The following is a 19204-nucleotide window of genomic DNA, read 5'->3' as shown; positions in this document are numbered from 1 at the left end:
GCTCAGTACCCCACGGCCGCAAGGCGCGGCCCTTGTTCTGCCACTTGGGCCTCGTCCCGCTCGCGGGCGGCGAAATGGGGCATCACCTCGTCGATGAAGAGGCGCAGCGTTCGCATCTGCAGCTCGAAAGGCAGGTTGAAGGATAGGCCGAGGCAGTACTGATCGACGCCGGCATCCTCATAGACCTGGAGCTTGCGGATCACCTCGTCGGGCGTGCCGAACATCAGATTGTCGCGCACGGCCTGCGGATTGTAGTTGTCGCGGTTGGCGATGGTCTCGAAGGGAATGGCCTCAGGGAAGCCGTTCGTCACCGTGCCGCTGTTCTGCATCAGGTTCTCGAAATAGCCGCCGTAATCGACCGAATGCCGGACAGCGAGCTCCCAGTCGGCCTGCCGGTCATAGACGCAGGTGCGCCGCTGCATCATCAGGCGTGGGCGGGGGCGCCCAGGATGGTCGGCGACCGCCTTGCGGAACTTCTCACCGAGCACGCCGACCTCGGCCGGCGGCGCCGAAAGTGGCGTCGAGAGGATGTTGGCGCCGATGCCAATCGCCCAGTCGAAAGTGCCGGGATCGCGCGCCGCGACCCAGATCGCCGGGTGCGGTTGCTGCAGGGGCTTGGGCACCGAGGTCGCGAGCGGAAACTTCCAGTAGTGCCCGTCATGCTCATAGTCGCCCGCCCAGAGTTTCTGCACCGCCGGCACGAGCTCCTGCATGAAGGCGACACCCTGCTGCTGCGGGATGCCGCCGGCCATCCGGTCGAACTCGTATTGATAGGCGCCGCGGGCGATGCCGAATTCGAGGCGCCCGCCGGTAAGATGGTCGCAGAGCGCAGCCTCGCCGGCCAGTCGGATCGGCGACCAGTAGGGTGCGACTAGCGTTGCGGTGCCGAGCCGGATGCGGTCGGTATGCTGGGCGAGCCAGGTCAGCGTCTGGAACGGGTTCGGCGAGATCGTGCACTCGATGGTGTGATGCTCGGCGGTCCACAAAGTCTCGAAGCCGCCCTCGTCGGCGACCCTCGCCAGAGCGCGGAAATTCCTGACGGCGTCCTGCATGGACTCGCCCGGTGAGAAGCGCTCCATGCTGATGGAAACGGCGAATTTCATGGCTTTCCTCCGTTCTGGCTTCTGTCGCGGACAGTTCAGCGCAGGCGAATGACGAACGGGTCCTGCATGGCGCCCGAGTAGTCGATGAGAACGTTTTTGAGGCGCGAGAATTCGCGCATCACCTCGAAGCCGCCGCGGCGGCCATAGCCGCTGTTCTTCATGCCGCCATTGGCGGACATGTAGGCGGCAGAGCGGTAGGTGTTGATCCAGACGGTGCCGGCATCGATCTCGCGGGCAAAGCGCATCGCCCGGTCGATGTCCTTGGTCCAGATGCCGGAGGCGAGACCGTATTCGGTGTCGTTGGCAAGCTGGATCATCTCGGCCTCGGTCTTGAACGGCACGATGCCGACGACCGGCCCGAAGATCTCCTCGCGCATGAAGCGCATGTCGTTGCGCGCCTCGACCATCACGGTCGGCTCGAAATACCAGCCGCGCGCCAGCGCCCCGTCCTGTGGCCGGCGGCCGCCGGCCGCGACCTTGGCGCCGTCGCGCACGCCGGAGCCAACATAATCCTCGACCTTGGCGAGCTGGGCCGCCAGCGCGACCGGGCCGATATCGGTGTCCTCGGTCTGCGGGTGACCGACCTTCATGCGGCGCGTGCGCGCGACCAGCGCCTCGACGAAGCGGTCGTACACCGGCTGCTCGACGAAGCAGCGCGAGCCGGCGACGCAGGTCTGGCCGGCGGCGGCGAAGACGCCGGAGACGACGCCATTCACCGCCCGGTCGATGTCGACATCGGAGAAGATGACATGGGGCGACTTGCCCCCCAGCTCCATCTGGCAGGGCGCTAAGTTCTGCGCGGCGTTGCCCGCAATCCTGCGGCCGGTAAAGGTCGAGCCGGTGAAGACGTATTTGGCGATGCCGGGATGGCGCGTCAGCGCCTCGCCGGTGGTGGCGCCGTCGCCGGTGATGACGTTGAGAACCCCCGGGGGGATGCCGGCCTCGATCGCCAGCTCCGCGAGTGCGAGGCTCGAGGCCGTGGCATGCTCGGAGGGCTTCACGACGATGGTGTTGCCGATGGCGAGGCAGGGCGCGAGCGTGCCGGTCAGCATCATCAGCGGCGAGTTCCATGGAATGATCATGCCGATCACGCCGAGCGGCTCGCGCAGGTTGAAGTTCAGCGAGTCGAGCTTGTTGACCGGGATCGTGTCGCCCTGGAGCTTGTCTGCCATGCCGGCGAAGTAGAGATAGGAATCCGGGATGGCCCGCATCTGGGCCCGCATCTCCTTGAGCAGCTTGCCGTTGTCGCGGCACTCGATCATCGCCAGCTCGTCGGCGTTCGCGAGCACGAGCTCGCCGAGCCGGCGCACCAGCTTGCCGCGCTCGGTCTGGGTCATGCGGCGCCAGGCCGGGTTGATGAAGGCGGCCCGCGCCGAGCGCACGGCCGCGTCGACATCGGCGGCATCGCCCTGCGCAAACTCGTACCAGGGCTCGGCCGTTGTCGGGTCGTAGGACGGCACATAGACGCCGCTCTTCGGCGCGACGAAGGCGCCGTCGATGAACAGACCCTGGCGCGAACCTTCGAGGGAAGTGACGGTCGTCTGCATGATCGCTTTACCGGCTCAGGATTGCGGAACGGTGGTCCAGGGCTGCGCCTCGCCGACCATGGCGAGACGGCCGCCATCGTTGGAATCCATGTAGATTCCGAAGCGCTTGCTGGTGCTCTCGCGGGCGTAGCGCCGCAGCATCGAACTAATCTCTCGGGTCGGGATCTCGTCGTAGGGAAGCTGGTCGACCGGAAAGAAGCGCAGCCCGGCTGACAGCGCCAGGGAGGCTGATTCCAGTGCGAGGCGGGCGCGGTAGATCAGGTAGCCTGGGTCGCCGTCGCTGACGTCGAAGACGGAGTAGAGGAAGGTGTCGTCCGGCACGAGCGTCAGCGCATCGCCGCCGTCGAGCTTCAGCTCGTTGTCGGCGATGCGGCGCTTGGCGCTCGGCAGCACCCAGCCGCCCTTGCCGTCGGCGCGAAGCAGAAGCTGCCCGTCCGACTCGATGAGATAGCCGACGATCATGCCGTGCGACTCGAGCCAGCCGGGCGGCAGGGGGTCCTTCACATTGGCGTAGCGGCCGCGGCAGAAGCCGAGTGGCGGTGAGGGGCTCGTACCGAAGGCCTGCACCTCGCCGATCAGCACGACATGGTCGCCGGCGTCGACACGATTGTGGACCGTGCAGTCGAACCAGGTCAGGCAGTCGGTCAGCACCGGCGCGCCGGTGTGGACACTGTCGTGATTGACGGTATCGAACTTGTTCGCAGCCTTGGAAGCGAACAGGTTCGAGACGTCGGTTTGCGCCTCGTGCAGCAGGTTGACCGCGAAGGAATCCGAGTTGTTGAAGGCGCCGTAGCTATGGGCGCTCTTGCCGACGCAGACCAGGAGCAGAGGCGGATCGAGCGAGACCGAGGTGAAGGAGTTCGCGGTCATGCCCCGCGGGGTGCCGTCGGCATCGCGCGTGGTGATCACGGTGACGCCGGTCACGAAGGTGCCGAAAGCGCGGCGCAGCGCGACTGGATCGATCGCAGGGGCCGTCTTTTCCGCGGTAGCGAGCATCCACCTCACCTCGATCAATGCAGGATCGTGGTAAGAGGCTAGGCGCCGAGAAGGCCCTTCGCTTCCTAGGAACAGCCGGACGAATTCAGGAAATGTTTCGCCGGATCAATGGAACAGACATCTCTCACGCCACCGTGACTTCGCTACTCTCGATGACGCCGTGCAGCCGGATGGCGAGCTCGATGGCAAAACGCTTGTCGGCCGTTTCCGGATCGATGCCGAAGAGATCTTGGATGCGCGAGAGGCGGTAGCGCAAGGTCGTGACATGCAGCCCCATCGCGTCGGCGCAGGCCTGGGCGCGACAGCCCTCGCGCAGATACGCTGCGAGCGTCGCCAGATAAGGCGTATTGTGCTTGCGGTCATGCGCGATCAGGGTGCCTATCGCCCCGTCGACGAAGCTGCGCACATCGGCCGACTCGGCCGCGCCGATCAGCATCGGCATCGGACCGAAGTCGAAGGCCGACAGGGTCCCGCTGCGACCGAAGGAGCGGGCGATCCGGATCATCCGCCAGCAACGCTCCCATTCCTTCGGGTAGCTCTCAAGCCCGTCGCAGACGCCGCCGAGCACTACGATCGGCTCGCGGCTGAAGCTGTGGCGCAGGACTTCGACCATGCGGTGCGCCAGTTTCGCCGCCCGCTCGGGCCCCCCACTCTTCCCCTCCGGAACGAGGCAGACGAGCCCGCCACCGACCGCAATGACGTTAATCGACAGGTTCATCTGGCGTGCAAGCCGGGTCACGGCGTGGTGGCAGTCGACGCTGATATCGGCCGGCGGGGTCGGGCCATCGGGAAAATCCACCACGATCATCCGCGCCGGCGTGCCAAGCGCGAGCCCGAGCCGGCGGCCGCGCTGGACGATGTCGTCGGCATCCCGCCAGCGCCGCTCGACGATCTCGAAGAAGAGCTCGGTCAGGGTGCGCGTCTCGAAGCGGAAGCGGATGACGCTGCGCATCATCTGCACGCTGAGCGCAAATTTCACGCTGTCGAGCAGGAGCCGCTGGAGGTCTCCGGCGCTCTCCCCGCTCTCCGGAAAGATCACCAGCGCGCCGACCGGCTGGCCATCGACATCGAGCGCCTCGATCCTTGCCGCGATCTGCGTCCGCTGCGATCCGTCATCGAGGTGAAGGCTCTGCGGCTCGACCCGTCCGGCCGCCACGGCCTCCCGAGCGCCAGCCGCGATCTGCGCGCCGACCGCGCCGTCGAGTGCTCTCTGCCAGGCCGCATCGTCGTAGCGCAGCGGCACCGGCGAGCGGCTGGCCGTGAGCGCATTCCCGGCAAAATCCACGACCAGGATCGCATCCGGCAGCAGCCCGGCGAGCATGGTGGAAAGAGCCGCGGTCGAGCCGCCCGACAGAACCTCCTGCAACAGCATGGTCTGGGTCTGCAGGGCGTTCTGCAATTGCTCCGCCGCCAGCCGCTGCGCCCGCAGCTGATGCTCGCGCGCCACCGCGATGCCACCGAGATGGACGATCATGCTCATGAAGGCGAGGTCGTCGCCGGACACGTCGGTCACGCCGCGCGAGACGACGTTGAGCACCATTGGCCGACCTTGCGCGTCGAAGCAGCTCATCGGCAGCACGAGCACGGTGCGATAGTCGCGTTCGAAGGCCTCACGGCGATAGCCCGGGAACTCGTCCGAGGCACGTGCGTCACGGATATAGACGGGCTCGTTGCGCTGGAGCGCGATCAAAGCGGGGCTCGTCGCCAGCTCCCAGCGATTCTCCAGCGGCCGGCGCAGCAATGTCGGGTCGTGCCGGACGATGACGTGCGCCTCGCCATGCGCCGCATCGATCGCCATGATCGAGCCCAGCGCCCAGCCGCCATGCTCGCAGGCAGCTCGGATCAGGTCGCGAAGCACCGTGTCGAGATCACCGCCGGAATTGATCCGGCTCGCGACGTCGCGCAGCGAGCGCATTTGCGAGGCCTGGTCCGCCATCGTGCTGATCCTTCCCTAGCGGCCGACCTTACGCCGCATCGCAGGTCGTTCCACGATATTCTTCCAGCGATCCGATGGAAGACGAAGCGGAAGCGCGGCCGCTACGTTTCACCACCGTTTCACAATCGCAATGGGTGGACACGCCATGGACTACGGCCTGCGCAAGATCTCGACCTTCGTCGAGGAAACCTTCATCGAGGGCGGCAAGACCGCCGGTAAGCCGGTGCGCTTCGTCGTCGTGGCGGCCGTCCTGCGCAATCCCTGGGCTGGACAGGGCTTCGTCGACAACCTGCGTCCCGAGATCCTGCGCATCGCCCCGCATCTCGGCGCGGAGCTCACCAGGCGCCTCGTCGCGGTTATGCCGGCCGAACAGGTCGAGGCCTATGGCAAGGCCGCCGCTGTCGGCTCCAATGGCGAGATCGAGCACGCCTCGGCGCTGATCCACACGCTGCGCTTCGGCAACATGTTCCGCGAGGCCGTCAAGGGCACTGCCTATCTGAGCTTCACCAACACGCGCAACGCGCCGGGCGCCTTGCTATCGCTACCGATGATCCACAAGAGCGAGACCGGCAAGCGCTCGCACTTCCTCACCGCCCAGTTCCAGATCCCGGATGCGCCGGCCGCCGACGAGGTGCTGGTCGCCATCGGCGCCGCCGACAACAGCCGTGCTCATCCGCGCCTCGCCGACCGCTTTCAGGACATGGAAGAGATGAAGCAGGAACTGGAGACTGCCTGAGCCGGCGACTGAGGCGTTTCGCTCGAGCTTGTGGGGCCCGCCGATCCGGTGGGCCCCTTTTCTTTGCATGTCCACTGCAGGGATCACCGCGACCTCAGGCGAGCGCGCGCCTGTCGCGGACAAGCTCGTCCTCCACCTGCCGCAAAGCCTTCTCAGCGATGGCGGCGTCTCGCCGCGGCGCATGACCAATGGCGGGGCGAAACCGAGAATCTCGCCATGCGGCATGGCGCGGGCGATCGACCCGCGGCCGCACCGCTTTCAAGATGCACGCACCGAGCTTGAGGTCAGGGTCGAAGCAGGTCTTGCCCTCACGGTCAGCGATGCATTCGAGCGCGCCCGGCATGCCGACACCACGCGCCTCGCCGGATCGACCGCGTCGTTGATTGAGAACCGTCCAATGCCTGGGTCCTAGCACCGTCGCGCTGGCTTCGCCCATCGCGGGCTCAAGCTATGGGCACAGCCTCAAGGCAGGCGCCCACTGGAAGGCCTGAGAAGATGCAGGAGGAGCCGTCGCCGACATATCCACGAGATCGCTACCGCCTCGGCAAACATGAGCCGACCGCTCAAGATCGACCTTCGAAGAGTGCGGCAGCTGCGCTTTTTGCGACTCTAGCGGATCGGCGGCGCGTACTGCAGGCCGCCGTTCATCCAGAGCGCGTTCTGACCGCGCGCGATCTTGAGTGGCGACTGCTGGCCGAGATTGCGATCGAAAATCTCGGCGTAATTTCCCGCCGTCTTGATGATGCGATAAGCCCAGTCGTTGTCGAGGCCGAGCGACTGACCAAACGCGCCCTCCTTGCCGAGCAGGCGCCGGACATCGGGATTGTCCGACTTATCGCGCATCTCGTCGATATTGGTCTTGGTGATTCCGAGTTCCTCGGCCGTCACAAGGGCGTACTGGGCCCAGCTGACGATATCGAACCACTGATCGTCGCCATGGCGCACGGCATAGCCCAGCGGCTCCTTGGAAATCGTCTCCGGCAGTACGACGTGCTCCGACGCGTCCTTGAAGCGCAGTCGCTCGGAGTAGAGGCCGGACTGGTCGGTGGTGAAGGCGTCGCAGCGACCTGCTTCGTAGGCCTCCGTCGCCTCGTTGTTGGTGGCGAAGGTCACCGGCTCGAACTTCATGTTGTTCTTGCGGAAGTAGTCAGCGGTGTTCAGCTCCGTGGTCGTGCCCTGCTGGATGCAGATCGAGGCGCCGCTGAGCTCCTTCGCGGATTTGATGCCGGTCGACTTCTTCACCATGAAGCCCTGACCGTCATAGTAGAAGATCGGGCGGAAGTTGAGACCGACCTGGACATCCCGCGACATGGTCCATGTCGTCGTCGCCGAGACCAGATCGCTTTCCCCGGCCTGCAGCGCCGTGAAGCGGTCCTTCGATGACAGGGAGACGAATTTCACCTTTGCCGGATCGCTGAAGATTGCAGCCGCCAGCGAGTTGCAGAACTCGATATTGACGCCGCGCCAGGTGCCGCTGGCATCGGCGAGGCCAAAGCCGGCGAGCCCGGTGCCGATGCCGCAGTTCAGCACACCGCGCGCCTTCACAGTCTTCAAGGTCTGCGCCTGAGCTCCGGAGGCCAGTGCAATGGCGGCCCCGGCGAGGGCCGCCTTCAAGACAAATTTCATGGTGTCCCCTTTGGTCGACGTGCGACGAGTTCAGAGACACCACAGCGGCCACGCAGACAATTCGGCCGGCTATCAGTTTTTCGGCTCTGCCATAACTTCGATGAATTGAAGGTAGCGGTGAGCAGGGGGCCTCCTGCTTCCCTTACTCTGCGGCGTATGTCCCCTTAGGACCTACCGCAGCGCGTATAAGCGCACCGAATAGCGCCCGGAAATAAATCATAGCGCGCTGCCGCCCCGTTCCGGAACACCCCCGCTAAGATCGCTGCAACGCCGATCAAACGGCGTCCGCCTGCCGAGTGCAATGCCTTTCCGGGCCTGCGATCTCGCCAGCCGACAAAACGGGGAACAACAATGACCGCTAGTTTTCCAGCCGGACGGCATCTTCCGGCAGCCGCATTCACATTGGCGCTCGGCCTTGCGGCCGCAGCACCGGCCTCTGCCCAGCAAGGCAGCGGCATCCCGCTGCCAGCCGCCCTCAAATCGGCCGGGCATATCGTGGTCGGCATCGAGACCACCTATCCGCCCATGGCCTACAAGGATCCGAAGACCAACGAGCGCATCGGTTTCAACGTCGAGCTCGTCAACGCGATCGCCAAGGAGCTCGGTGTCTCGGTCAAGTGGGAGGAAATGAGCTTCGAGCAGCTCATGACATCGCTGACAACCGGCCGCATCGACATGATCGGCACCGCGATCAGTGATCTGCCCTCGCGCCGCGACAAGCTCACCTTCGTCGACTATCTCGCCACCGGCGCGCAGCCCTTTGCCCTGTCGGCCAAGGCGGGTGAGCTGAAGAGCAATGCCGATCTCTGCGGAAAGACGGTCGGCGCCCCGCGCACCACCAGCTACATGCCGGTCACCGCAGCCTGGAGCGAGAAGAACTGCGCCGGCGCCGGCAAGCCCGCGATCACTGTGAACGGCACAGCCGGAGCCACGGCGACCCGGCTGGAACTCAAGCAGGGCAGGCTCGATGCCGCCGTGCTCGGTCCGGAATATGTGGCTTATCTGATGGCGGATGAGCCGAACACCTATGCCTTCATCGGAGAGCCGCTGAACAAGACGCTGTTCGGCCTCGCCTTCGAGAAAAAGAACAGCGACCTGCGTGACGCCGTCGCCAAGGCGACCGCTGTGGTCATGAAGAACGGCAGCTACCAGCAGGCGCTAAAGAAATTCGGCCTCGAACGGCAGAGCCTCTCCGAGCCCACGATCGACGCCGGCCAGTGACGTCAGTCCCAAGGGGTCGCCCCTTGGCAGCGGCCCTTTCGGAGCAGCCCGCTGACTGCGCCTGAGACCCGCACCCGAGGCGGCGCTTTTCGCCTGCCCATCGCCTGTCCCAACGACCTCCAGCCATCGAGGCAAGATGATCGCTGAAACCGACGATCTCACTATCGTTCCTCGCCGGCATTTCGGGCGGCTCATCGGCGCTGCCGCAGTCTGCCTCGCCTTGGCGGCGATCGTGCGCGCCTTCGCGGTCGGGCAGATCGAGTGGGACTACGTCGCCGAGTTCCTGACCGTCGAAGCCATCATGAAAGGCCTCGTCAACACGATCGTCATGGCGATTCTGGCGATGCTGCTCGGCATCACGCTCGGCGTCGTCTTCGCGGTGATGCGGCTCTCGACCAATCCCGTGCTCTCGATGACGGCGGTCGGCTACATCTGGTTCTTCCGGGCCGTGCCGGCGCTGCTGCAACTGCTGCTCTGGTTCAACCTCGCGCTGGTCTTTCCGACGATCGGCATACCCGGCCTGTTCTCCTTCAAGACCGTTGACGTGATGACGCCCTTCGTCGCGGCACTGCTCGGCCTCGGCATCCAGCAGGGCGCCTTCACCGCCGAGGTGGTGCGCGCTGGCCTGCTCTCTGTCGACAACGGTCAGTATGAGGCGGCGCAGACCCTGGGCATGACCCGGCTCAAACTGTTGCGGCGGATCATCATGCCGCAGGCCATGCGGGTGATCGTGCCGCCCATCGGCAACGAGTTCATCGGCATGGTGAAACTCACCTCGCTGGCGAGCGTCATCCAGTTCGCCGAGATCCTGCACAGCGCACAGAACATCTACTACGCCAATTCGCGCGTCATCGAGCTGCTGATCGTCGCCGCGATCTGGTACCTGGTCGTCGTCACCATCCTCAGCCTGATCCAGGGGCGGATCGAGGCCTATTACGCCCGCGGCGTCGCCGCGCCGGCGCGGCGCTGAGGAGCGGGGCGATGACCAACATCCTCCCCAAGGTCCGGACAACCGACCCCGATCACCTCGCTGCGGGCGCCCCGATCGTGCTCGCCCAGAAGGTCGAGAAGCATTTCGGGCAGCTCAAGGTGCTGAAAGGCATCGATCTCGCGATCCCCAAGGGTGAAGTGCTCTGCATCATCGGCCCCTCCGGCTCGGGCAAGAGTACCTTCCTGCGCTGCATCAACCAGCTCGAGCGCATCGATGGCGGCGCGCTCTGGGTCTCAGGCGAGCGCGTCGGCTATCACCGCGAGGGCAACAAGCTCTACGAGCTCGACGATGCGGCGATCGCCCGCCAGCGCCGCTCGATCGGCATGGTGTTCCAGCGCTTCAACCTGTTTCCGCATCTGACGGCCCTGCAGAACATCATCGAGGGGCCGGTGCAGGTATTGGGCGAGCCGGCAGCGGAAGCGACGGCGCGAGCCCTCGCCCTCCTCGAACGCGTCGGGCTTACCGACAAGCGCGACGCCTACCCTTCCCAGCTCTCCGGCGGCCAGCAGCAACGCGTCGCCATCGCACGGTCGCTCGCCATGCGTCCGGAGCTACTGCTGTTCGACGAGCCGACCTCGGCGCTGGATCCGGAGCTGGTCTCCGAGGTGCTCAAGGTCATGGGCGACCTCGCCGCGACCGGAATGACCATGATCTGCGTCACCCATGAGCTCGGCTTCGCGCGCGAAGTCGGACACCGCGTCGCCTTCATGGACCAGGGCCAGATCGTCGAGCTCGGCGATCCGCGCGCCGTGCTGGTCGATCCCAGGGAGGCGCGCACCCGCGCCTTCATCAACGCCGTCCGCCACTGATGAACAAGGGAAAAGCCATGTCGAAGACGTCAATCCTGCTCGGCTTCTCGGCCATCGCGCTTTGTGCCGCAACTGGCATCGCCCAGGCCCAGGGCCTGCCGGCGCGCATCCTGGAGAAGAAGACGCTCGCCGTCGCCAACGTACCGAACTATCCGCCGCTGGAGTTCAAGGACCCGAAGACCTCGAAGCTCACCGGCCTCGACATCGACCTCGGCGAGGCGCTCGGCAAGAAGCTCGGCATCACGATCAAATGGGAGGAGATCAGCTTCGAGCAGATGGTCTCGGCGCTGACCACCGGCCGCGTCGACATGATCCTGTCGGGCATGAGCGACCTGCCGGGACGGCGAGAGACCCTGGACTTCGTCGACTATCTCGCCTCGGGCGCGCAGTTCTACACCAATGGCGACCGCAAGGACGAGTTCAAGGAGCTCGCCGCCCTCTGCGGCAAGAAGGTCGGCGCCAGCCGCCGCACCTCCTTCCCGAAGGAAATGGAAGGCTGGAGCAAGGACAATTGCGAAGCCAAGGGCAAGCCGGCACTCCAGATCGTCGGCACGGAAGGCTCGGCCGATGCCCGCACGCAGCTGAGGCAAAAGCGCCTCGACGCCGCCGTGCAGGGCAGCGAGACCCTGCCCTATCTGATGAACCAGGAGCCCGGCAATTACGCCATCCTCGGGACCCCGTTCACCACCGTCTATCAGGGCCTCGCCTTCGCCAAGAAGGACACCGAGCTGCGCGACGCCGTCGCCAAGGCCTTCACCCAGATGCTGGCCGACGGCAGCTATGCCGCCGTGCTGCAGAAATGGGAGCTGGCCGACGCCAAGGTCGATAAGCTGATGATCAACGGCGAAACCAAGAACTGATCACGCACCAACCGCATCCGTCGCGCCCCGGCTGTTCGGCGGGGGCGCTCTTTCGCGAAAGACGCCTGCCATGCTCACTGACTTCCCTCACCGTGCCGCCAATCCCGCCGATCCGGCCCCGAACTATCCCTGGCCGGCCGGATACCGATGCGCGGTGTTCCCCGCCTTCGACGTCGATGCCGAGACGGCCTGGCTGCAATACGACGCCAAGAATACCGACCGGCTGGTGACGCTCTCCTTCGGTGGTTACGAGGAGCGGGTGGGCGTTCCGAAGATCCTCGACTATCTCCGTTCAGTCGAGATCAAGGCGACCTTCTTCATCCCCGGCTGGGTCGTCGAGGTGCATCCGAAGATGTGCGAGGCCATCGTCAAGGATGGTCACGAGGTCGGCCATCACGGCTATTCGCACAAGCGGCCGGAGCCCAGCGAGTTCACCGCCGACAAGGAGGAGGTCGACAAGACGCTCGACATCTTCAAGCGCATCCTCGGCGTCACGCCGGTCGGCTACCGCGCGCCCTCGGGCGAGAATTACGACGAGCTGCTCGGCTATCTCCGCGACAAGGGTATCGTCTACTCCTCCTCCTTCCGCGACGACATCCGCCCCTATCGCCACAAGCTGCGCGACGGCACAAAGGGACCGGTCGAACTGCCGGTCAACATGTCGTTCGACGACTGGCTCTACGGCCTGTCGCAGCGCTTTTCGCCCCGCCCGATGTTCCCGAAGGAGCACGTGCTCTCGATCTGGAACGACGAGCTCGACCAGACGCGCGAATGGGGCGGCCTCGTCTCCATGGTGATGCATCCGCAGGTCTCCGGGCGGCCGATGCGGATCGGCATCATGCGTGACTTCCTGGCCCGCGCCCGTGGCTACGGCGACGTCTGGATCGCCACTGGCAAGGAGATCGCCGAGCATTTCCTCGCGCAGGAGAAGGCGGCCGAGGGCTGAGGAGTATCGTCGGGCCCCGGCAAATGGCGTCATTCTCGGGTTTGACCCCGAGAATCCCGGACCGGGAGAGGCTCCCGAACCTCCTTGTCACGAGATGCTCGGGTCAGGCCCGAGCATGACGTTCCTCCGACCTCCCATCGTACGAGACCGCATCATGACCACCCGCATCCGCAACGCCGACATCGTCATCGCCTACGACCCGGCCGCCGAAGACCATGTCTATCGCCGCGGTCTCGACGTGGTCTTCGACGAAAGCGGCATCCTGCATCTCGGCGAGGGTTTCGCTGGCGAGGTCTCGCGCGAGATCGACGGCAAGGGCTTCATGATCATGCCCGGCCTCGTCGATATCCATTCCCACCCGTCGAGCGAGCCCGGCAACAAGGGCATGACCGACGAGGTCGGCACGCCGAAGCTCTACAACTCCTCGCTCTACGAATTCCTCTGGCTGTTCCGTGCCGATGCGGAGGGCATTCCGCATCTCAACCACGTCGCCTGGTCCGAGCTGCTGATGTCAGGGGTCACCACGCTGGTCGACCTCTCCTTCCCAAGCGAGGGCTGGCTCGACCGCGCCGCGGCGAGCGGGCTGCGCATGGTGATGGCGCCGATGTATCGTAATGGCCGCTGGTTCACCCGCAACGGCTACACTGTCGAGTACGAGCTCGACGACGCGGCCGGCCGCAAGGCGATGGAGGAGGCGTTCAGGATCATCGACGCTGCGCTGGCCCATGAATCCGGCCGCCTCTCCGGCCTCGCCTGCCCCGCGCAGATCGACACCTGCACGGAAGAGCTTTTCCGCGCCTCGATCGCTGCCGCGGCCGAGCGCAAAATCCCGATCCAGACCCATGCCGGCCAGTCGATCAGCGAGTTCCATGAGATGGTCCGCCGCAGCGGCCTGTCGCCGATCCAGTGGCTGGACAGCGTCGGCTTCCTCGCGCCGAATGCCTCGATCGCCCATGCGATCTTCCTTGACGATCATCCCTGGGTACGCTGGCCGACCCGTACCGATCTCGCGTGCCTCGCCGAGAGCGGCACCTCGGTGGCGCATTGCCCGACCGTCTTCGGTCGGCGCGGCTTCACGCTGCGCGACCTCGGCCGCTACCTGAAGGCCGGCGTCAATATCGGCATCGGCACCGACAGCTTCCCGCACAATATGCTGGAGGAATTGCGCCACGCCGGCGTCTATGCGCGCATCGCCGGCGAGAGCCATGCGGTGGTGACGACCGGGCAGGTCTTCCGCGCCGCGACGCTGGGCGGCGCGAAGCTGCTCGGGCGCGGCGACATCGGCCGACTGGCGGAGGGCGCGCAGGCCGACCTCGTCATGGTCGACCTGACGCATCCGATGATGCGCCCGACCCGCGACCCGCTGAAGAGCCTCGTGAATGCTGCCGCCGACCGGGCCGTCGCCCATGTCTTCGTGCAGGGCAGACAGGTGGTCGCCGATGGCAAGGTGCTGACCATGGATTACCAGGCCGCGTCCGACGGCCTTGAAGCTGCGCAACGGCGCGCGCTCGCAAAGGCGTCCTCGCTCGACTGGGCGGGGCGTTCGGTCGACGAACTCTCGCCGCCGAGCCTGCCCTGGGCCTAGAGCTGGCATCGCTGAAAGGCTGGCACATGATTTGCTGACCAAATAGGGTGAGGGCACTCTATTTGGGGCGATCATATGAACCTTCGCCAGATCGAGCTTCTGCGGGCCGTCGTCCGCTGCGAAACGACGGTCCGCGCAGCGCAGGAGCTGGGGCTGTCGCAGCCGGCGGTCAGCAACGCGATCAAGCATCTCGAAAGCCAGGTCGGCTTTCCGCTGTTCGAGCGCATCAACAACCGCCTGTTCCCGACGGCGGAGGCGCGCGCGCTCTACAAGGATTCCGAGCCGATCTTCGCCTTGCATGCGGCTTTCGAGGCCAGGGTGCAGGACATCAAGGAGAACCGGGCCGGCCATATCCGCATCATCGCGACCCCGCCGCTGGGCTATGGCGTCCTGCCCTCGGCGCTGCGCAACTATCTCGCCAAGCGCCCGAAGGTGCGCGTCTCCTTCGACATCCGGCGCTTCGAGCACGTCCTCGAAAGCGTCGAGAACGGCACCGCGGAACTCGGCTTCGTCATGGGGATGGACGATGATCGCGGGCTCGACGCCGAGACGTTCTTCACCGGCAACATGGTCTGCGTCATGCGCCCGGACCACCCCCTGGCCGCGAAGCCGACGATCACGCCGGAGGATCTGCGCGCGGTATCCTATATCGCCCTCGAACAGGGCACGCGCATGGGCACCATCGTCCGCAAGGCTTTTGCTCAGGCCGACGTCCCGTTCCGGTTCTCCGTCGAGGTCCGCTATTGCAACACGGCCTGCGTGCTTGCTGAAAGCGGCGTCGGCGTCGCTGTGGTCGACCCACTATCCCCGGTCTTTTCCGGGCATTACGACCTGGCCATCCGCCCCTTTTCTCCCGCCTCCCTGGTGACGGCTTCGGCCGTCCGCTCGCGCAAGCGCCCGATCTCGCGCGCAGCCGACGCCTTCCTGCGCGAGGTCCGGCTGGTCGCCGCCGAAACGGCCGCCAAGCTGGGCGACGGCTGAGCGAACGTCGCGGTATTCAACCGGCAAATGTCACCCCAGAAATCGTCATAGCAGCGCCGATTGTCTTGGCGGGTGCACCGCCGCAAGGTCCGGGCGACGCGCACGGGTCTCCGGCTGCGCCATGGATCGAGCTGGGAAGCCCAATGTTGAACCGTCGCCATTTCATCGCGGGCGCCGCGACCGCTTCGCTCGCCAGACCGGCCCTGGTTCGCGCGGCGCCCGCCTCGACCCTGCGCTTCGTCCCCGTGATCGATCTTGCCTTCCCCGACCCCGTCTATGCGACGGCGCAGGTGTCGCGGACCCATGGCTTCATGGTGTTCGACACGCTCTACGGCATGAACACCAGGCTCGAAGTATCGCCGCAGATGGTCGAAGGCCACACGGTCGAGAACGACGGCAAGCTCTGGAATCTGACCTTGCGCGACGGTCTGCTCTGGCACGACGGCGAGAAGGTGACGGCCCGTGACTGCGTCGCCAGCATCCGGCGCTGGGCTCTGCGCGACGCCGCCGGAGATGCGCTGATGCAGGCGGTCGACGAACTCTCCGCCCCGGATGACCGCACCATCCGGTTCCGGCTCAAGGCCCCCTTCCCTTATCTGCCCTACGCGCTCGGCAAGGTCTCGGCGCCGGTCTGCTTCATGATGCCCGAGCGGTTGGCCACGACCGACCCCTTCAAGGTCATTCCCGAGGTCGTGGGGTCCGGCCCCTTCCGCTACAAGGCCGACGAGCGCGTGCCCGGCGCCCGCAACGCCTATGAGAAGTTCGCGCGCTACAGGCCGCGCGAGGCCGGAACACCGGACTGGACCTCAGGCCCGAAGATCGTCCATTTCGATCGCGTCGAGTGGACCACGATGCCGGACGCAGCGACCGGAACCGCAGCCGTCCAGGCCGGCGAGCAGGACTGGCAGGAGGCGATGCCGCACGATTTGATGCCGGTCGTCGCCACCAACAAGGCCACGCGCACGGCGGTGCTCGACCCGCTCGGCTTCACCTGCCAGATGCGCGTGAACCATCTTCAACCCCCCTTCGACAATCCGGCGATCCGGCGTGCCCTGCTCGGTGCCATCGACCAGGACGCCTTCATGATGGCGGTGGCCGGCGACGATCCGGCCTTCCGGTACGGACCGCTGGGCTATTTCACGCCGGAGACGCCCATGGCTAGCGAGGTGGGGCTCGATGTCTTTCGGAGCAAGCGCGACTACGACAAGGTCAGGCGCGAGCTGAAGGCGGCCGGCTATAACGGCGAGAAGGTCGTGTTGCTGGTGCCGGCCGACTCGCTCGCCCAGAAGCCGTTGGGCGATATCGCGGCCGACGTCATGCAGAAGGCGGGCATGAACGTCGAGTACACGGCGCTCGATTTCGGTTCGGTGCTCAAGCGCCGCGTCAACAAGGGCCCTTCCGACCAGGGCGGCTGGAACGTATTCGTCGGCAATTGGCAAGGCATCGACTGGCTCAATCCGCTGGTCCACTCGACCTTGCGTGGCGACGGAGCCTTTCCGGGCTGGGTCAAGAGCGACAAGATCGAGGCGTTGCGCGGGCAATGGCTGGCGACCGGCGATACAGCCGCGCAGAAGCGCATCTGCGACGAGATTCAGAAGGTCGCCTTGGAGGAGGTCCCCTACTATCCGATCGGCCAGTACAAGCAGCCGACGCTCTTTCGCAGCAACCTATCGGGGATGATGAAGAGCACACCGGTGTTCTGGAACCTCAAACGCAACTGATGCCGCAGGGGGCGGCGGCAAGCGGCACTCGTGACCCTGACGACCATCTTGAGCTGCGACGGCGAAGACGGCGCAGCTCAATACCGGCCGGACGCCGGACCAACCGATTGGACCGCCTATGACCGCAACCGCCAGGACAGCCCGCGCCGAGACCGCGATCGCCCAGGCCGTCGCCGCCCAGCGCGCCTGGGTGGAGACGCTGTTCGACCGGCTGGCGGCTGGCAGCCGCGACGAGCCCGGCATCACGCGCGACACCTATGGCGCGGGCGAGGATTTCGGCCACCGCCTCCTAGCGGATCACGGCAAGGCGCGGGGCCTCGCCGTCGCGCATGATTTCGCCGCCAATACCTATGTCACCCTGCAGGGCCGCGATGCCGCGGCCCCACGCATCCTGATGGGCTCGCATCTCGACAGCGTGCCGCATGGCGGCAATTTCGACGGTGCGGCGGGCGTCGTCGCCGGGCTCGTCGTCATCGAGACGCTGCGCGCGCTCGGCATCCGGCCGCGTTGCGATGTCACCGCAATCGGCGTGCGGGCCGAGGAGAGCGTCTGGTTCCAGGTCTCCTATATCGGCAGCCGCTCGGCGCTCGGCACCTTGCCGGATGGAACTCTGGAAGCGAAGCGCATCGACGACGGCCGCGTGCTCGCTGCGAGCATCGACGCCAGCGGCGGCGATTCCGCGGCGATCCGCCGACGCGAGCGCCATCTCGACCCGGCTGCGATCCGGGCCTTCCTCGAGGTCCATATCGAGCAGGCACCCAGCCTGGTCGAATCCGGCCTACCGGTGGCAATCTGCACCGGCGTACCGGGCAACTTCCGCTATCCGGACGCGCAGATCGTCGGGCGGCACGACCATGTCGGCACGCCGCGCCGTTTCCGCCGCGACGCCGCGATGGCCGGCGCCGAGTTCGCCATGCTGGTCGATCGTCTCTGGCAGGAGGAGGAAACCGCCGGCTTCCCGATGGCCGTCACGCTCGGCCGCTTCCACACCGACCCGGCAGTGCACGGCCTGACCACAGTTCCGGGCAGCTTCGCCTTCAGCCTCGATGTGCGGGCCTATGACCCCACCGTGCTGGAGCGGGTCGAGGCGAAGATGCTGGTCGCTATCCGCGAGATCGAAGTGCGCAGGCGCGTAACCTTCGACCTCGGCGCTCGCGCCAGCGCCGCAGTCGGGCCGGTCGACCCCGGCATCGTCGCCGCGCTAGAAGCGGCAGCCGCACGCCAGGGCATCGCGACGATGCCGCTCGGCAGCCCGGCCTCCCATGATTCCGCGGCCTTCGCCGCCGCCGGCGTGCCGATCGCCATGCTGTTCGTGCGCAACGAACACGGCAGCCACAACCCGCAGGAGGCGATGGAGATCGACGACTTTCTCGCCGCCTGCACCATCCTGGCCGATTGGGTGGCACGAGAGGTCGCCTGAGCCGATGCACAATGCCATGCTGAACGATCAGCCCACCATCTCCGGATTCCGCCGATGAGCCGCCGCCCCCGCATCCTCGTCATCAATCCTAACTCCAACGAAACGGTCACGGAGGGGTTGCGGCAGGCGCTGGTACCGCTCGCTTTCACTGAGGGACCGGAGATCGTCTGCGAGACCTTGCGCGAGGGCCCGGCCGGCATCGAAACGCAGGAGCATGTCGAGAGCGTCACCCTCCCCTTGCGCCGCCGGATCGAGGCCGCCAACGACGTCGATGCCTTCGTTATCGCCTGTTATTCGGATCCCGGGCTCCATGTCGCCCGCGAGGGCACGGCGAGCCCGGTCTTCGGCATCGCCGAATGCGGCGTGCTGACGGCGCTGACGCGGGCGGACCGCTTCGGCGTCATCGCGATCAAGTCGCGCTCGATCCCGCGCCATATCCGCTATCTGCGCCAGATGGGGCAGATGGACCGGCTCGCCGGCGAGCGCCCTCTCGAAATGTCGGTGGCGGAAAGCGCCTCGGGCGAAGGCACCCTGCAGCGCATGATCGCGATCGGGCGCGAACTCAGGGACGAGGACGGCGCCGGCGCCATCATCATGGGCTGCGCCGGCATGGCGCGCCATCGCAGGCCGCTGGAGGATTCCCTGGGCATCCCGGTGATCGACCCGACCCACGCCGCGGTCGCCATGGCGATCGGCACGGTTATGGTACGCTGAGGACGAGAGCAG

16 protein-coding genes and 1 pseudogene are annotated in these 19204 nt (G+C 66.1%); 11 read left to right on the top strand and 6 right to left on the bottom strand.

Annotated elements, in window-relative coordinates; translation table 11 throughout:
- Positions 1-2: 2 nt before the first annotated feature.
- The 4 genes from BLM15_RS05035 to BLM15_RS05020 form a co-directional block, all read right to left on the bottom strand.
- A complete protein-coding gene (locus BLM15_RS05035) occupies positions 3-1103 on the bottom strand; it encodes an LLM class flavin-dependent oxidoreductase (RefSeq protein WP_126110947.1) in 1101 nt (366 codons plus the stop codon).
- A gap of 35 nt (positions 1104-1138) precedes the next feature.
- Complete coding sequence (locus BLM15_RS05030; protein ID WP_126110945.1) at positions 1139-2650, bottom strand: aldehyde dehydrogenase; 1512 nt, start codon at positions 2648-2650, stop codon at positions 1139-1141.
- Positions 2651-2665: 15 nt separating this feature from the next.
- Positions 2666-3646: a flavin reductase gene (locus tag BLM15_RS05025; RefSeq protein ID WP_126110943.1), complete on the bottom strand. Its 981-nt coding sequence runs from the start codon at positions 3644-3646 to the stop codon at positions 2666-2668.
- Positions 3647-3770: 124 nt separating this feature from the next.
- The gene (locus BLM15_RS05020) at positions 3771-5582 is read right to left on the bottom strand and encodes a helix-turn-helix domain-containing protein (RefSeq protein ID WP_126110941.1); all 1812 of its coding nucleotides are present in this window, start codon (positions 5580-5582) and stop codon (positions 3771-3773) included.
- Between the two features lie 145 nt (positions 5583-5727).
- On the opposite strand from BLM15_RS05020, the gene BLM15_RS05015 reads away from it, so the two are divergent.
- Entirely contained in the window at positions 5728-6318 is a 591-nt protein-coding gene (locus BLM15_RS05015; RefSeq protein ID WP_126110939.1) for an amino acid synthesis family protein, read from the top strand.
- A 94-nt stretch (positions 6319-6412) separates the two neighbouring features.
- Here BLM15_RS05015 and BLM15_RS05010 read toward each other — a convergent pair.
- Both BLM15_RS05010 and BLM15_RS05005 read right to left on the bottom strand, forming a co-directional pair.
- Positions 6413-6682, bottom strand: a pseudogene (locus BLM15_RS05010) (aspartate aminotransferase family protein); the annotation flags it as partial.
- Between the two features lie 245 nt (positions 6683-6927).
- Positions 6928-7944 (bottom strand): amino acid ABC transporter substrate-binding protein, encoded by a 1017-nt coding sequence (locus BLM15_RS05005; RefSeq protein ID WP_126110935.1) that lies wholly within the window; start codon positions 7942-7944, stop codon positions 6928-6930.
- A 351-nt stretch (positions 7945-8295) separates the two neighbouring features.
- On the opposite strand from BLM15_RS05005, the gene BLM15_RS05000 reads away from it, so the two are divergent.
- The 10 genes from BLM15_RS05000 to BLM15_RS04955 all read left to right on the top strand — a co-directional run bounded on the left by BLM15_RS05000 (position 8296) and on the right by BLM15_RS04955 (position 19192).
- Positions 8296-9165 (top strand): ABC transporter substrate-binding protein, encoded by an 870-nt coding sequence (locus tag BLM15_RS05000; RefSeq protein WP_126110933.1) that lies wholly within the window; start codon positions 8296-8298, stop codon positions 9163-9165.
- A gap of 136 nt (positions 9166-9301) precedes the next feature.
- Entirely contained in the window at positions 9302-10135 is an 834-nt protein-coding gene (locus BLM15_RS04995) for an amino acid ABC transporter permease (RefSeq protein WP_126110931.1), read from the top strand.
- 11 nt (positions 10136-10146) lie between these two features.
- Positions 10147-10965, top strand: a complete 819-nt coding sequence (locus BLM15_RS04990; RefSeq protein ID WP_126110929.1) for an amino acid ABC transporter ATP-binding protein — start codon at positions 10147-10149, stop codon at positions 10963-10965.
- 17 nt (positions 10966-10982) lie between these two features.
- Positions 10983-11825 (top strand): ABC transporter substrate-binding protein, encoded by an 843-nt coding sequence (locus BLM15_RS04985; protein WP_126110927.1) that lies wholly within the window; start codon positions 10983-10985, stop codon positions 11823-11825.
- 70 nt (positions 11826-11895) lie between these two features.
- Positions 11896-12771, top strand: a complete 876-nt coding sequence (locus BLM15_RS04980; RefSeq protein ID WP_126110925.1) for a polysaccharide deacetylase family protein — start codon at positions 11896-11898, stop codon at positions 12769-12771.
- Between the two features lie 154 nt (positions 12772-12925).
- Positions 12926-14356 (top strand): amidohydrolase family protein, encoded by a 1431-nt coding sequence (locus BLM15_RS04975; protein WP_206438607.1) that lies wholly within the window; start codon positions 12926-12928, stop codon positions 14354-14356.
- A 75-nt stretch (positions 14357-14431) separates the two neighbouring features.
- Positions 14432-15337 carry a LysR family transcriptional regulator gene (locus BLM15_RS04970; protein WP_126110923.1) on the top strand — a complete coding sequence of 302 codons (906 nt, stop codon included), beginning with the start codon at positions 14432-14434 and terminating at the stop codon, positions 15335-15337.
- Positions 15338-15480: 143 nt separating this feature from the next.
- Entirely contained in the window at positions 15481-17058 is a 1578-nt protein-coding gene (locus BLM15_RS04965) for an ABC transporter substrate-binding protein (protein ID WP_126110921.1), read from the top strand.
- A 118-nt stretch (positions 17059-17176) separates the two neighbouring features.
- The gene (locus BLM15_RS04960) at positions 17177-18478 is read left to right on the top strand and encodes a Zn-dependent hydrolase (RefSeq protein ID WP_126110919.1); all 1302 of its coding nucleotides are present in this window, start codon (positions 17177-17179) and stop codon (positions 18476-18478) included.
- Positions 18479-18532: 54 nt separating this feature from the next.
- Positions 18533-19192, top strand: coding sequence for an aspartate/glutamate racemase family protein (locus BLM15_RS04955; protein ID WP_126110917.1), 660 nt, complete (start codon positions 18533-18535; stop codon positions 19190-19192).
- Positions 19193-19204 lie beyond the last annotated feature (12 nt).

Source organism: Bosea sp. Tri-49, assembly GCF_003952665.1.
Classification (GTDB): Bacteria; Pseudomonadota; Alphaproteobacteria; order Rhizobiales; family Beijerinckiaceae; genus Allobosea.
Note: the sequence above shows the minus strand (reverse complement) of the source record. Positions and strands in the feature narration are given on the sequence as shown.

Bases quoted from the DNA above. Each gene is read 5' to 3' on its own strand.
- BLM15_RS04965 (WP_126110921.1), top strand. From the start codon at position 15,481: ATGTTGAACCGTCGCCATTTCATCGCGGGCGCCGCGACCGCTTCGCTC.
- BLM15_RS04985 (WP_126110927.1), top strand. From the start codon at position 10,983: ATGTCGAAGACGTCAATCCTGCTCGGCTTCTCGGCCATCGCGCTTTGT.
- BLM15_RS04995 (WP_126110931.1), top strand. From the start codon at position 9,302: ATGATCGCTGAAACCGACGATCTCACTATCGTTCCTCGCCGGCATTTC.
- BLM15_RS04980 (WP_126110925.1), top strand. From the start codon at position 11,896: ATGCTCACTGACTTCCCTCACCGTGCCGCCAATCCCGCCGATCCGGCC.
- BLM15_RS05035 (WP_126110947.1), bottom strand. From the start codon at position 1,103: ATGAAATTCGCCGTTTCCATCAGCATGGAGCGCTTCTCACCGGGCGAG.
- BLM15_RS04970 (WP_126110923.1), top strand. From the start codon at position 14,432: ATGAACCTTCGCCAGATCGAGCTTCTGCGGGCCGTCGTCCGCTGCGAA.
- BLM15_RS04990 (WP_126110929.1), top strand. From the start codon at position 10,147: ATGACCAACATCCTCCCCAAGGTCCGGACAACCGACCCCGATCACCTC.
- BLM15_RS04960 (WP_126110919.1), top strand. From the start codon at position 17,177: ATGACCGCAACCGCCAGGACAGCCCGCGCCGAGACCGCGATCGCCCAG.
- BLM15_RS05000 (WP_126110933.1), top strand. From the start codon at position 8,296: ATGACCGCTAGTTTTCCAGCCGGACGGCATCTTCCGGCAGCCGCATTC.
- BLM15_RS05025 (WP_126110943.1), bottom strand. From the start codon at position 3,646: ATGCTCGCTACCGCGGAAAAGACGGCCCCTGCGATCGATCCAGTCGCG.
- BLM15_RS05020 (WP_126110941.1), bottom strand. From the start codon at position 5,582: ATGGCGGACCAGGCCTCGCAAATGCGCTCGCTGCGCGACGTCGCGAGC.
- BLM15_RS04975 (WP_206438607.1), top strand. From the start codon at position 12,926: ATGACCACCCGCATCCGCAACGCCGACATCGTCATCGCCTACGACCCG.
- BLM15_RS05030 (WP_126110945.1), bottom strand. From the start codon at position 2,650: ATGCAGACGACCGTCACTTCCCTCGAAGGTTCGCGCCAGGGTCTGTTC.
- BLM15_RS05005 (WP_126110935.1), bottom strand. From the start codon at position 7,944: ATGAAATTTGTCTTGAAGGCGGCCCTCGCCGGGGCCGCCATTGCACTG.
- BLM15_RS05015 (WP_126110939.1), top strand. From the start codon at position 5,728: ATGGACTACGGCCTGCGCAAGATCTCGACCTTCGTCGAGGAAACCTTC.
- BLM15_RS04955 (WP_126110917.1), top strand. From the start codon at position 18,533: ATGAGCCGCCGCCCCCGCATCCTCGTCATCAATCCTAACTCCAACGAA.